General features: G+C 59.3%; 11 protein-coding genes. 4 read left to right on the top strand and 7 right to left on the bottom strand.

Translation table 11 applies throughout. The features are described 5' to 3' along the window. Positions 1-6: 6 nt before the first annotated feature. Both ACYVIT_RS15420 and ACYVIT_RS15415 read right to left on the bottom strand, forming a co-directional pair. Positions 7-888, bottom strand: a complete 882-nt coding sequence (locus ACYVIT_RS15420) for a DUF2242 domain-containing protein (RefSeq protein ID WP_415808282.1) — start codon at positions 886-888, stop codon at positions 7-9. A 269-nt stretch (positions 889-1,157) separates the two neighbouring features. Then, a complete protein-coding gene (locus tag ACYVIT_RS15415; protein ID WP_415808283.1) occupies positions 1,158-1,838 on the bottom strand; it encodes a S24 family peptidase in 681 nt (226 codons plus the stop codon). 898 nt (positions 1,839-2,736) lie between these two features. Between ACYVIT_RS15415 and ACYVIT_RS15410 the strand changes: the two genes are divergently transcribed. The 4 genes from ACYVIT_RS15410 (at position 2,737) to ACYVIT_RS15395 (ending at position 5,034) form a co-directional block, all read left to right on the top strand. Further along, on the top strand, positions 2,737-2,961 hold the full coding sequence (locus ACYVIT_RS15410) for a hypothetical protein (RefSeq protein WP_415808284.1): 225 nt from the start codon (positions 2,737-2,739) through the stop codon (positions 2,959-2,961). A gap of 223 nt (positions 2,962-3,184) precedes the next feature. Next, positions 3,185-3,397 carry a hypothetical protein gene (locus ACYVIT_RS15405; protein ID WP_094821683.1) on the top strand — a complete coding sequence of 71 codons (213 nt, stop codon included), beginning with the start codon at positions 3,185-3,187 and terminating at the stop codon, positions 3,395-3,397. A 138-nt stretch (positions 3,398-3,535) separates the two neighbouring features. Next, positions 3,536-4,642 carry an AGE family epimerase/isomerase gene (locus ACYVIT_RS15400; protein ID WP_415808285.1) on the top strand — a complete coding sequence of 369 codons (1,107 nt, stop codon included), beginning with the start codon at positions 3,536-3,538 and terminating at the stop codon, positions 4,640-4,642. A gap of 176 nt (positions 4,643-4,818) precedes the next feature. After that, positions 4,819-5,034, top strand: a complete 216-nt coding sequence (locus tag ACYVIT_RS15395) for a hypothetical protein (protein ID WP_415808286.1) — start codon at positions 4,819-4,821, stop codon at positions 5,032-5,034. Between the two features lie 114 nt (positions 5,035-5,148). Here the strand turns inward: ACYVIT_RS15395 and ACYVIT_RS15390 are convergent, their stop codons facing one another. From ACYVIT_RS15390 to ACYVIT_RS15370, 5 genes are all read right to left on the bottom strand, one after another. Next, on the bottom strand, positions 5,149-7,029 hold the full coding sequence (locus ACYVIT_RS15390; protein ID WP_415808287.1) for an ABCB family ABC transporter ATP-binding protein/permease: 1,881 nt from the start codon (positions 7,027-7,029) through the stop codon (positions 5,149-5,151). 40 nt (positions 7,030-7,069) lie between these two features. After that, positions 7,070-7,273 (bottom strand): hypothetical protein, encoded by a 204-nt coding sequence (locus tag ACYVIT_RS15385; protein WP_415808288.1) that lies wholly within the window; start codon positions 7,271-7,273, stop codon positions 7,070-7,072. Then, the gene (locus ACYVIT_RS15380) at positions 7,270-8,442 is read right to left on the bottom strand and encodes a PepSY-associated TM helix domain-containing protein (protein ID WP_415808289.1); all 1,173 of its coding nucleotides are present in this window, start codon (positions 8,440-8,442) and stop codon (positions 7,270-7,272) included. The genes ACYVIT_RS15385 and ACYVIT_RS15380 overlap by 4 nt, the downstream gene beginning before the upstream one ends. Before the next feature lie 61 nt (positions 8,443-8,503). Next, positions 8,504-11,170 (bottom strand): penicillin-binding protein 1A, encoded by a 2,667-nt coding sequence (locus ACYVIT_RS15375; protein WP_415808290.1) that lies wholly within the window; start codon positions 11,168-11,170, stop codon positions 8,504-8,506. 148 nt (positions 11,171-11,318) lie between these two features. Then, positions 11,319-13,178 (bottom strand): alpha/beta hydrolase family protein, encoded by a 1,860-nt coding sequence (locus ACYVIT_RS15370; protein WP_415808291.1) that lies wholly within the window; start codon positions 13,176-13,178, stop codon positions 11,319-11,321. Positions 13,179-13,227: the final 49 nt, after the last annotated feature.

Below are 13,227 nucleotides of genomic sequence, written 5' to 3'. Positions count from 1 at the left end.
GTGTGGTCAGTTGCCACTGCCAGTGCCCGACGCCGGAGCCGTCGAAGCATCCGTGGGCGCAGGCTGCGCAGACGGGCTGGTTGCGCCGGATTTAGCAGGTTCGACTGCATTGGTATCGACAGGCGTTGTGGCCGATGGCAATGGCGATGATGTGGACGGCGTCGGGGCCGCGGGTTTTGCCGGCTGTGTCGGAGCGGGGGCGTTCGTTTGCGTTGGGGCTGTTTGGGGCGGCGTAACACGCAGACCTGGTTTGTCTATCTGCTGCTTCGCAGCTGCACCAGCCGCTTTGGGATTCTGTCCGGGCGTTGTGCCCGAATCGATTGCAGCTTTTGCTGACGTCAGATTCTGTTCCAATTGTTGAAAGAATCCTTCGTAGAACACGCCACGCGAGATGGTTTCGCTGGACGTTTTCACCAGCGAATCGTCGCTCGCGCCCAGTGGCATGGACACCGAACCCAGCACGCTCAGGCCCACGCTGGCCGAATTGCTCGACCGCTTCATCGTATACAGCTCACGCAGCGCGTTGGCATATACCGTGGCCTCGCCGGAACCGCTCGTCGTGCAATTTACGTTGAACAGAATCTGTCCATGTTGATTGTCGTTTTCTTTATCCTGGTAGTTCTTGTGCCCGCTGACCTGGTTGGGTTCGGCTTTGTCGATGATGTATCCCTGGCCCAGCAGTGCGCGCCGTCCGGCTTCGCACGCCGCTTGGCTGGACGTGCCTGCGAAGCGATGGGAATAGGTGGTTTCCTGCGTAAAGGAATCGCGCTCGTCGATGGTCGGGGTAGGCGCACAAGCTGCCAGCAGCACGACAGAGGCCAGCAAGCCCGCCCGCCCAGCGACTGACGAATATTGGGTGGATTTGAGGCGGAGAGGCGGAAAACGCATGGAGTTAAAACCCTGGCAGTGATGAAAATTCATTATTTCCGATCGCTGGACGCGCGCCTACGTCTAAAGGTGTACATGTCGCTATATTTGTTACCGCTCGCGGTGACTACCTGCGCGTCCGAAGGATGCAACGAGATGCTTAACGAGTAGTCGATTGAATCAGACCAATCCTGCCGTCTTGGGAGGGGGTTTCGATCTTGCGGGAGTCGTCAGACAGATGTATAGCCGCGATAATAGTGGGCACCGCGTGAACTTATCGAGCCGATGTTCTACAGATCAAACCCGCACCAAAACACCCGGCCGACGATACGGTCGTCGGGTTCAATCTGGATATCCGGGTAGTCGTCGGCTTGCGTGGCGTTGTGGGATCTGGCGTACCAGACACCTTTTTGTTTGATCAATTGCTTGACGTACAAGTGGCCGTCCAGCCACAGCACGTAGACTTTTTTGGATATGGGGTCGGTTTTTTTTTGATTTGCCAGAACAACTGCGCCGTCGATGATATGCAGGTCCAACATGGACGTGCCGTCAACGTGAAAGGCGAGGGTTTCTTCAGGGATGGCGTCGTGTTTTGTCAGCCAGTCGCGCCGAAACATCAGCGTCTTGGCGGCATCATCCGAAAAGACGAGTTTGCCCTTGCCGGCCGACGCCTTGGCATCCACCACCCGGATCGGTGTGTGATCGTCGGCGACAGGAGGCGGAGGATCTATATGTTTGGGTTTCGTGCCGTCAAACAACCATTTTGCACTCACGCGCATCAATGGTGCGATCTTCATGCAGGTGTCCATGTCTGCACCATTAGAGCCGTCAAACCAGAACGTGGCAGCTGCAGAAGTCATACCTGCCGCCTTCCACAAATCGGTTTTTGTCAGACGCGGTGCTTCCTCCGCTTTGCGGCGGTGGTTTTCCTCATTGAAGGCAGTTTGAATGCGGTCTTTGAACAGCAACATCTTAGTAGGCTAAACAAATTCAATCTTAGTTGGCTGTGATTTGGTTGCTAATACGCTATTAGTCAACTAAAATTTAAACATGGATGAACAGAAAACTGATGGTGACTTAATTGACGCGCTGGGCGGCACCAGTGAAGTTGCGCGTCTGTGCGACCTGACAACGGGGGCCGTGTCTCAATGGCGGAACAACGGTATCCCACGTGCATGGAAAAAATTCCTGAGGTTGGCAAAGCCCCGTATCTTCAAAGCGTGGGAGCGGGCTCGGTAGCATGCGTGCCAGGGTGATTGGAGGGGCTTTGTCATATGGGATCAGTCCGATTTTGTCGGTGCGATCGCGACCGAGACGAAGACGCCTGCGTCCAGGCATTATCTGCCCATTGCGAGCCACTACACGTCCGGTTTTGATCACCCAGCTGCGTGGTGGAAATCCGGTCACGGCGGCTTGCAGATTCTCTGCCGGCACGGAAAAGAAATCGGCACGATTACCCACGGCAATACCGTAGTCATTGATTCCTAACGCCTGCGCAGGAAGCCTGCTCCATGCACTACACAGCGCTGCCGTAGCGTCAGCCCAATGAAGAGCGCCCCAGCTCGAGATGAGTCTGGGGCGCTCCTACCAAGCTTCGTACGCATTGGGTATCAGAACACTTGGTGAATTCAATGTAGCGCTGCGATTTTGCGGATGCAAGCACTAAATTGTTTCCAGCGCGGGAAATCTTCTGTTGCCGGGCCGCCCCAAAACAAAAACGCCCCCTTGGGGGGCAGCAAGCCGAAGGCGCAGCGTGGGGGCCTTTTTTGGCGCAAAGGCAACAACGCATTCTGGCCGGGTTCCGGCTCGGCGCAGCGGGGCGCATGCTATCGTAGCCTCCGGTTTTGCACATCTATTCGGACACCCGTTATGCCGCGTATCAACGTTCAACAAGGCGAATTAGCCCAATGGTTACAATTCATCTCGGATGGTGAGGAGGCAGGGGTATCTCGAGATCAAATTCCGTCACATGTCGCCGAGGGTTTGTTGATTCTGCTGTGCATAAAAGAAACCGATCAGGGCAAGGTGATCCTGACCGACAAAGGGCGTCTGGCGCTACGCATGGAATCCCCCGGCGCAATACATCTCGGATAGTGCGCGCGTGCACTTTGCAATGCTTTGCATTTTTCGGCTGCAGAACTAGGGAATGTCCCAGGGGATTTGGTCACGTTTGCGACATGGTTTGAGTATCGCGGCCGACAACTAGTGGGTAAGATGAACTTGCGTGACAAAGACGTGTCCAACTTGCATCTGCATTGGATCCCGCTCTCTGTTGCGCGTGGATTCACGCGTTTGGATAACCGACTGGGAGGAAGCCATGCAGCATCAAGACCAGGAAGTGCTGATCGACGTATCCACAGCAGCCATGGATACCGGCGGGTACGGCGTACTGCTGACGGTAACGGCTGAGGGAGGCACCGAAGTCGATGCCGCCTTTTCCTATCTAGGTGTTTGTTCTTCATTGCACGAGGCGCGTGACCGCGCAGAGATCTTCGCCCAAAACTGGGTCGAGGAAAACATCGTTCGCTAACATGGGTAGGTGAAAACTTGATGCAGGTCGCGCGCGCCGAATGAGGTCGGAACGACGCCGGTTCTGGTGGTAGCATGATTCGGGTTATCGTCGTTACTTCGTCATTTTCGGCGCGCGCTGATTGCGCGCCATGTCCCGATGGCTATTTCTGTCCCTACTGATCTCGCGCGCACCGTTCAGGCGCTGCGACAGCATTTCAATGATGTGATTTTGCCCTTGTGGGCAGGCCGCGGCTTTAACGAACGCATGGATCTGCCTTACGAGGCATTGGCCGGCGATACCGGACTGCCGTTGCCCGTGCAGCGCTATCGTGCGATGGCGTGCGCGCGTCAGTTGTATGTCTATGCATGTGCCCCGGGTGCGGCGTATGCGCATCACGCGGATCGTCTATTCGATGCGCTGCTGCGGCATTTCCGCGATGACGTGCATGGCGGATGGCGCTATAGCATCGATGTCGAGGGACTGCCGTTGGATGATGCACAGGACCTGTATACACACGCGTTTGTGGTGTTTGCATGCGCCGCGTATTTCGAGCGCTCGCATCGGGCCGAGGCCAGACAAGCGATGCTGCAAACGGCGCAACAGATCGAAGCGCGATTTCGACGTGAGGATGGCCGCTATCACGCGTCGATGTCAGCGGATTGGCAGCAAGCGCTGGCCGGCCCGGCGCAAAATCCCGTCATGCATCTGACCGAAGCCTATCTGGCAGCGTCGCGCGTGGCGGAGCCCGCCTGGTTTGCGCAGACGTTGCGCGGCCTGGCGCAAAGTGTTGCGGATACTTTTTTGCATGCGCCGACCTTGTGTATTACTGAAGCGCCGTCCGGGCAAGCCGACAATCACATAGAGCCCGGACATCAGTTTGAATGGTTTGTTTTGCTCAATAGTGCACCGGCCGTGTTTGCCGATCTGGAACTGCCCCTGATGCTGCCGCGCGGTTGCGCCTGGGCACGAGAGCAAGGGGTCGCAGTCAGGACCGCTGGCGTGTGCGCCGCGCTGTACGAGGATGGCCGCATCAAGGACCCGACGGAACGCATCTGGGCGCAGGCCGAGTATGCGCGTTATCTGGCAGCGTCGGGAGAATGGGCCGAATTGACGCGGCAGTTGCAGCAGTTCCAGAGCCGCTTTCTGCATCCGGGTGGCTGGCGCGAATGTCTGGACGGCAGCGGCCGGCTCGCACGGGCGGATATGCCCTCGTCAACGCCTTATCACTTGGCTACGTGTTACGCGGCATTGCCTACCGTTTGAGGGGCAGGGGATGTTACGAGTTTGGCGTCGGCTGTCGATGGGGACGCTACAACAATGAGGTTTTTTTGCCGCAAAAACAGCCGCCAGGGCAGGATCTCCGGGGTCCAATCACGAATGAGATGTCAATAATTGGTGTAATCACTTACAATTTGCCAATTATCGTTCAGAGATTGGTCATGAGCATCATGTGTCCAGCGTGCCAGGCAATCATGCCAAGCGTACCGGGAACAGAACCCCACGGTGAGTTGGGGCATCAGGGCTTCATATACTCTACCCAAAGGGGGCGAGAGGGCAGTCGCGAGGATCGTTTCCGCTGCCTGGCTTGCGGGGCCAAGTGGCTGCGCGAGACCGACAAATGGGGCACTGATCTCGGATTCAAGCTGGCACCCTGACAGGGGCATGCAGTGTGGTCTTGACGCGATCGAGCACGATTGCGGTCCCGACCCATTTCGCGTTCGGATTATCGTGAAAGAGGCGCTGCGTTTTTGCCTTTGGCGAATCTACAGTCACTGGCGCATCGGGTTACCTGACTCTGCCGAGTCATCGTCTGCATCACCGCCTCGATCAACATCCTCCACGGCGGCGCTGCTTCCTTGGGCCTGCTGTCTGCGCCACATGGCTGCATAGATCCCATCGCGCATGAGCAGCGCCGTATGGTGGCCTTGCTCCACAATCTGCCCATCGCTCAACACAATGATCTCGTCGGCATCGGCGACCGTAGACAGCCGATGCGCAATGATCAGCGTAGTACGTCCCTGGCTGACCTCACGTAAGTTGGCCTGTATTTCCCGCTCGGTATGCGTATCCAGTGCACTGGTCGCCTCGTCAAAGAGAAAGATCGAGGGATTTTTCAGCAAGGTGCGCGCGATCGCGACGCGTTGTTTCTCACCCCCCGACAATTTCAAGCCGCGTTCGCCCACCAGCGTTTGATAACCGTCCGGCATAGCCATGATCAGTTCGTGAATATGTGCCAAGCGGCCTGCGGCATGAACGTCCGCCTCGGTTGCATCGGGACGGCCATAAGCAATGTTGTAGTGAATCGTGTCGTTAAACAGCACGGTATCTTGCGGCACGACGCCAATCGCTGCGCGCAAGCTGCTTTGTGTGACCTCTCGAATGTCTTGCCCGTCAATCAGAATGGCACCTGCCTGCGCATCATAAAAGCGGAATAGCAGTCGGGCCAACGTCGATTTTCCGGCTCCGGACGTGCCCACCACTGCCAGCGTACGGCCAGCGGGAATCGTAAAGCTGACGCCTTGCAAAATCGGGCGGCGCGGATCGTAGCCAAACGCGACGTCGCGAAACTCGATACGGGCCCCAGACAACTGCAATGTGCCAGCGTCGGGTGGATCGCTGATCTCGCGATGTTGATCCAGGAGCTCGAACATGCGCTCCATGTCGATAAGCGACTGTTTGATTTCGCGATAGACAAAGCCAAAGAAGTTCAGCGGACCATACAATTGCAATAGATAGGTATTGACCAATACGAAGTCGCCCAGCGTGTAGCGGCCGTCGGCAATGCCGCGTGCCGCCATCCACATGACAAGTGTCAGCCCCACGGAAATGATGGCCGCCTGGCCGACATTCAGAATGGAGAGACTGACTTGGCTACGCACGGCAGCCTGTTCGTAGCGTGTCAGCGATGCATCGTAGCGGCGAGCTTCGTGTTCCTCATTGCCGAAATATTTGACGGTTTCGTAGTTCAGCAGGCTTTCGACAGATTTGGTGTTGGCCTCGGAATCCGTTTCGTTCATCAAGCGGCGGAACTTGGTGCGCCATTCGGTCACGACCAAGGTATAGGCCAGGTACAGCACGATCGTCACGATAGTTGCTGTCGCGAGCCAGATATCAAAGAGTTTCCAGAGCACCCCGCAGACCAGCGCAATCTCGAAAAAGGTGGGCAGGATGTTGAATAGCGTGAAAGACAGCAGGGTCTGGATGCCCTTGGTGCCTCGCTCGATGACACGTGTCAGTCCCCCTGTCTGCCGCGACAGATGAAAGCGTAGCGAGAGAGCATGAAGATGGCGAAAAATCTGCAAACCCACGGCGCGGATCGCATGCTGGCCGACGCGGGCAAACACGGCATCGCGTAACTCGGAGAACAGCAGGGACAGCACGCGAGCGGCACCGTAGGCCAGAATAAGGCCCACCGGGACGACGACAGCGGCACCCGCCGTATTTTTGCTGAGTTCATCGATGGCCGATGCATAGAGCATCGGCACATAGACGATGGCGAGTTTGGCCGCCAGCAGGCAGAGCATGGCGACGACCACGCGCACCTTGAGCCCCGGCCGGTCTTTGGGCCACAAATAGGGCAGCAAGGTGCGCAGCGTGCTCAGGCCGCCGCGAGGCGGAGAAGCGGGAGAACCGGGTTTTACAGTGGCCATTGGGGGGCGTAGCGGGTGGCCTGGACAGGCCACGCCGATCTCAGCGCCGGGCAGTCGAGCCCGCTGGGTTTGCCGGGAAGCACCAGTACTTGACGATGACCACCAGTAGAATCGCGAGCGAGATCCACGAGGCCCAGTGCCATAGGCCGGTACCCAGCAGGGCCGCCAGCAGTCCGAAGACGCTGAGCACGCCCAGCACAATGGGCGCACCCCATACGAATAAAAAGCGGCTGCGTGAACTCATGCGGGGGTTTGTTGCGGTTTGAGTTGTTGATGACGCCGGACGAGCTCTGCGATGCGAGCGTTGTTTGCCTTGCGGCGAGCGATCCAGAGATACAGGCCGCTACCCAGCACCACGATGGTGATGAGGTCGAGCAGGGTCCACAAAATTTTCAGCGGCATGCCGCCATAGTCGCCAAAGTGCAGGGGGCGCGAGACTTCGAGGGCCGTCAGGTACCAAGGCATGCGCGCCACGGCGCTGAGATCACCGCTGACGCCGTCCACCAGCACGGGCGTATTCAGTTTCGAGGTCAGAGGGGTGTCGCCCTTTAGCCAGACAATATAATGATGCGGGCTGCCGTAGGCATTGCCGGGATAGGCGATGAACGAGACTTCGCGTCCTGGCAGGGCTTTGATTGCCGTGTCGGCGGCGTTTTGCACAGAGGCCAGGTCCTTGGGCACGCTGCGGCCCTGATAGGGCTCCAGAATGCGCGGCAGTTCGGAGGCTTGCCACATACGGAACAGGGGCGTGGACAGTTCATTGATCACGCCCGTCACGCCGACGACAAAGGCCCAGACGAGCGTGACGATACCCAATAGATTATGCAGATCCAGCCATTTCAGGCGAGTCGAGCGTGCGGCACGTACGGTGCCGAACTCCACTTTTTTCATAAAGGGGCCGTAGAGGACGACGCCTGAGACGATGGCGACCACGAAAAGCAGGCCCATGAATCCCAGGAACAATTCGCCAGGCAGCCCCGCGAACAGGTCTACGTGCAGCGCCAGCATGATGCCCATGAACGAGAAACGATCCTCGGAATAGGGCGGCGCATCATGCAGGACTTCGGCGGTGCGCAGATCGACACGCACGGCGTGGCCTTTTTCTACCGCAGTGCCCAGCTCGGGGGCAAAGCCTACGTAGACCTGGGGCTCGTGATCGTCCAGATAGACGTAGTCGACGTACTCGTCAGGATATAACGCCTTGGCCGTGGCGACGATTTTGTCCAGGCTGGCGGGCGGCGTGCCCTCGGGCAAGGTCGCGACGGGTTTGCCTTCGTCGAACAGGTGCTCGATTTCGTGATGAAAAATCAGCGGCAGCCCGGTCAGGCAGATGATCAGCAGGAATACAGTACAGACAAGGCTGGTCCATTTATGGACCAGATACCAGGTTTTGATCGTGGTGGCGGCAGTCATGGTCGTTGCGGAACAGAGTTGACCTAGTTCGCAACGATATCACGAATAATATTTATTCCTATCAATATCCTGTGGCAGGCTGGGGATTTGCCGGTGGCGGAGCCAGCGGAATGGGAATGGCCAGTGCGGCATCGTGTTGGCCTGACGAGGTGCCGCCAGGCGTGACTGGTGCGCGGTTGGCGGTCGAGCCCACTGTGTCAGGACCGGTTTGCCGGGGGGCCGGGGACGGGCTGGGGGTTGCCACGACCGGAGCACCCGGCATGGGCAGATTCCCCTGGCTCAGCGGCGCAGCCGGGCTCGCCGGAGCAGGCAGGCTGCCGCCGCCGGGGGCGTTCAGCGGACGCACTTGCGTCGGGGCGCCATCGCTGGGCCGCATGTTATTGAGGAAGTCGGTCAACTGATCGCCGGTGGGCAGATCCAGCGAAGCGATAGCCTGGCCGGGCGGGAATTCCGAGTAATAGTATTCGCCGTTATCGACCAGCAAGCCGTCGGGACGGGGGCGCTGTGGTTGTTCGGGCACGCCTTTGAGCACGGGCTGCATGTAGTCCAGCCAGGTCGACAGCGCCAGGCCGCTGCCGAACGCATTGGTGCCCAGCGACTGCGGTTGATCGAAGCCCATCCAGACGGCGGTGGCCAGTGCTGGGGTGTAGCCTGCAAACCAGACGTCGACCGCGTCATTGGTGGTGCCGGTCTTGCCCGCGACGTCGCTGCGTTTGAGTGTGCGCTTGGCACGCGCCGCCGTGCCGCTGGTGGCCACGCCACGCAACATGTCGTCCATGACCCACGCGGTACGCGGATCGATGGTGCGAGCGGCCTCGTCGCCCGCTACGACCGGTTGGGCCTGCATCAGGACATTGCCCGAGCGGTCCATGACTTTGTCGATCAGATAGGGCGGCACGTGGTATCCGCCATTGGCGAAGACTGCATAGGCGTCAGCGACCTGCAATGGCGTTGCGCCGCCTGCGCCCAAGGCCATCGGCAATACCGCAGGCCAACGATCTTTCTGGAATCCGAAACGCGTCAGGTAATCCTGGGCGTATTGCGGCGTGATGGCCTGCAGGATGCGGATGGACACCATGTTTTTGGACCGATACAGGCCCTGGCGCATGGTTTGCATCGGCTGATAGTCATTTCCGTCGTTCTTGGGCGTCCAGGGACGAGAGCCGGTCTGTTCTACCGACAGCGTAAAGGGCTGATCCGATATCTGCGTGGCGGGCGTCATACCGCGCTCGAGCGAGGCCGCGTAGATGAACGGCTTGATGGTCGAGCCAGGCTGGCGCCATGCCTGCGTTGCACGGTTGAAGCTGCCGCTATAGAAATCGAAGCCGCCGATCAGGGCGCGGATGGCGCCGTCTTTCGGGGCCAACGAGACCAACGCGGCTTGCAGCGTCGGCATATTCAGGATTTCCCATTGATCACCGTTTTTATGCAGACGCACGACCGAGCCGCGCTGAATGCGCTGCGTTTCGCTGGCCTGCGGATTGAGGGCCCGCGCCACGATGGCCAGGGCCTTTTTATCGGAGATGGTGATGATCTCTTTGGCGCTGCGCGCCACTTTGACCTCGGTGGGACTGGCCGAAAGCACCACGGCGGTCAGCAGATCGCTGCTGTCGGGCGTTTCGTCTTGGACGCCATCGAGGATTTCTTCGAAGGCTTGCGGATCCTGTTCGATGCCGGCGGGCAGGTCGATCTGGTCTTCGGGGCCCGGGTACGCGGCGCGGCGGGTGTAGTCCAGGACGCCCATGCGCACGGCCTGATAGGCCGCCTGTTGGGCTTTTGAGTCGATGGTCGTGTAGACATCGATGCCGCGTGTGTATGTGCCGTCCTGGAACAGGCCGTACATGATCTGGCGCACCAGTTCCGCCGGATATTCGCCGTGGACTGTGAAGTCGCCGCTTTGGTCGCCTGCGCCGCCGCGAATCTGCAGCGGCTGCTCGCGGGCAGCTTGGGCTTGTTCCGGGGTCAGATAGCCCAGCGCTTGCATCCGTCCCAGCACGTAATGTTGACGGACGACGGCGCGATCGAGGTTCGTGATGGGGTTGGAGCGCGAGGGGGCTTTGGGAATCCCTGCCAACAAGGCGGCCTCGGCCGGGGTGACTTCCGCCAGCGGCTTGCCCAGATACGTGCGCGAGGCGGCCTCGAAGCCATAAGCGCGGTGACCCAGGTAAATCTGGTTCATGTAGAGCTCCAGGATCTGGTCCTTGGTCAGCTCGGATTCAATCTTGAAGGTCAGCAGCAGCTCGTAGAATTTGCGCAGATAGGTCTTGTCGGACGACAGATAGAAATTGCGCGCGGCCTGCATGGTGATGGTGCTGGCGCCCTGGCTTTTCGACATATGGACCAGATTGGTCAGCATGGCGCGCGCCATACCCATCCAATCGATACCGCCGTGGGAGTAGAAGTCGTCGTCCTCGGCAGCCAGCATGGCTTGTTTCATCACCAGCGGAATGTCGTCAAAGGGCACGACGTTGCGGTGTTCCTGGCCAAATTCGCCGATCAGGACGTGATCGGCGGTGTAAATACGCAGCGGCACGCTGGGCCGGTAGTCGGTCATGGCGTGCAGCGGCGGCAGATTGGGCCAGGTCAGCGCGACGGCGAGGCCCACAAGCACCGCGCCGCACACGCCCAGGCCCGCCACGCCGACTGCCGCCTGGGCCACGATACGTTTGCGCAGAAACTGCTTGATGCCCCGACGGGGGGCCGAATTCGATTTTTCAGGGGTATTCATTTGCTGCTGATTCTAGGCCAGAACCAGATAGACACGCCCTCGGCGGATTAGGTTTCCGTAACCAATCGTGGCAAAGGGCGATTTATTCGCCCCGGGGCGGGGCGGTGTTGAGACTATTTTATCGGGGATCGTCCCTGTTTTGGATGATTCAGGGTTTGAGATGTGCGACGAAAAACGCCTCCATGGCCTCATAAAACTCGAATTTGTTCTCGTCGTTGTGGAAACCGTGGCCCTCGTTGTCCTTGACGAGGTATTGCACTTCGACACCACGTTCGCGTAGCGCTTGTACCACTTGATCGCTTTCGGCCTTGTTGACCCGCGGATCCTGGGCGCCCTGGGCGATCAAGAGCGGTGTCCGGATGCGATCGACGTGCAGCGCAGGCGAGGTCGCCGCCAGGCGTTCCTGATCGTGCTCCGGGTGGCCGACCATGTCGTACATTTTGGCCAACAGGGGTTTCCAATAGGGCGGGATGGTGTTCATGAAGGTGAACAGGTTGGACACGCCCACGTAGTCCACCGCAGCGGCATAGAGATCGGGGGTAAAGGTGATGCCGGCGAGCGTGGCATAGCCACCGTAGCTGCCGCCATAGATGCCGATGCGCGCGGGATCGGCAATACCCTGGTCGATGAGCCAGCGTACGCCGTCAGTGATGTCGTCCTGCATGGCCAGGCCCCATTGACCGAAACTGGCTTCCCAGAAATGGCGGCCATAGCCCGTGGATCCACGGAAATTCATCTGCAAGACGCAGAATCCGCGGTTAGCCAGAAACTGGATCTCGGGGTTGTAGCCCCACCCGTCGCGCGCCCACGGACCGCCGTGCGGATTGATGATGCAGGGCAGGCCTTTCGGGTCGCGGCCGGCCGGCAGCGTCAGATAGCCGTGAATTTCCAGGCCGTCGCGGCTGGTGTAGCGGATGGGCTGCACCGGCGACATCTCCGCCTCGGGAATGGACGGGTTGATATCCGCGAGCTTGTGCAGCGCGCCCGTTGCCGTCTGGAACAGATAGCGCGCGCCTGGCGTGCGGTCGTTGTAGGCCGCAACGATGAAGGTGTCCTCATTGCGATTCAGCCCCTGGATGGCCAGGTCGTAGCCGGGCAGCAGGTTTTCCAATTGCTGGTATAGCGCCTCGGTCTCCGCGTCGAAATAGTGACGGCGCGGTTTGTCGGTTTGATAGGCGGCGACAGTCAGGACGTGGCGCTTGCGGGAATAGCCGGCGGCATCGAGGTCGACCTCGTCGGTGGCGAATATCAGTTCCTCGTGATCGGGCGTGGCCGGGTCGATGATGACTAGCGCCAGCTTGTCGCGGCCACGATTGCTCAGGGCGTAGAACTTGCGATCATCAAAGGTGAAAAATGCCGGGCTGACGGTGGTGCGGTAGTCGGTGGTGATCAGCGGTTTGAAAGGCGCAGCCTCGTCGTCACGATAGAGCAGGGTCGTGTCCAGCCCATCACTGGTGATGGCCGCGCGGACTTTACCGGCGTGATCGGTTTGCCAGCCTACGACATTGCCGGGGTTTTGCGCGACGAGGACTGCTGCGCCGGTGTGGACGTTGACGCGATAGACGTCGAATACCTGCGGATCGCGCTGGTTGTGGCTGATCAGGACATGGTCCGGATCGTCGGGCAGATCGTCTTCGATGCCGGCCCGGACGTTTTCGTAGGGGGTCAGGTCGTGGGCTACACCGGTTTGCGCGTTGACGGCCAGGACGTGGAAATTTTCGTCTCCGCCGAAATCTTTCTGATACAGGACGATGTCGTCGCCTTTCCAGAAGAAATTGCTGATATCGCGGGCGGTTTCGCTGGTCAATCTGCGCGGTTCGCCCACGGGCTGGGCGTTTTGCAGGGCTTGCACAAAAATATTCATGCGGGCCGGCTGACCGTCCAGCGCCACAGGCTGCATGAACCCGAGTGTCTTGCCGTCGTCGGCCAGGCGGAAATAGCCACGGTCGGGGTTACGGAAAAAGTCTTTCAGGGGGTATTTTTGGGGCAACTGCGTGGTGTGAGGCAAAATCGGTCTCCTGGGCGGCATTCGGGCCGGCGGGGTTTACCTATTGATC

This window comes from Bordetella muralis (genome assembly GCF_054781015.1).
The sequence above is the reverse complement of the archived record's forward strand: the minus strand, read 5'-3'. Positions and strand labels throughout refer to the sequence as shown.

Coding starts and splice junctions, on each gene's coding strand:
- ACYVIT_RS15380 (WP_415808289.1), bottom strand. CDS start 8,442: ATGACTGCCGCCACCACGATCAAAACCTGGTATCTGGTCCATAAATGG.
- ACYVIT_RS15410 (WP_415808284.1), top strand. CDS start 2,737: ATGCCGCGTATCAACGTTCAACAAGGCGAATTAGCCCAATGGTTACAA.
- ACYVIT_RS15420 (WP_415808282.1), bottom strand. CDS start 888: ATGCGTTTTCCGCCTCTCCGCCTCAAATCCACCCAATATTCGTCAGTC.
- ACYVIT_RS15395 (WP_415808286.1), top strand. CDS start 4,819: ATGAGCATCATGTGTCCAGCGTGCCAGGCAATCATGCCAAGCGTACCG.
- ACYVIT_RS15375 (WP_415808290.1), bottom strand. CDS start 11,170: ATGAATACCCCTGAAAAATCGAATTCGGCCCCCCGTCGGGGCATCAAG.
- ACYVIT_RS15405 (WP_094821683.1), top strand. CDS start 3,185: ATGCAGCATCAAGACCAGGAAGTGCTGATCGACGTATCCACAGCAGCC.
- ACYVIT_RS15400 (WP_415808285.1), top strand. CDS start 3,536: ATGGCTATTTCTGTCCCTACTGATCTCGCGCGCACCGTTCAGGCGCTG.
- ACYVIT_RS15385 (WP_415808288.1), bottom strand. CDS start 7,273: ATGAGTTCACGCAGCCGCTTTTTATTCGTATGGGGTGCGCCCATTGTG.
- ACYVIT_RS15390 (WP_415808287.1), bottom strand. CDS start 7,029: ATGGCCACTGTAAAACCCGGTTCTCCCGCTTCTCCGCCTCGCGGCGGC.
- ACYVIT_RS15415 (WP_415808283.1), bottom strand. CDS start 1,838: ATGTTGCTGTTCAAAGACCGCATTCAAACTGCCTTCAATGAGGAAAAC.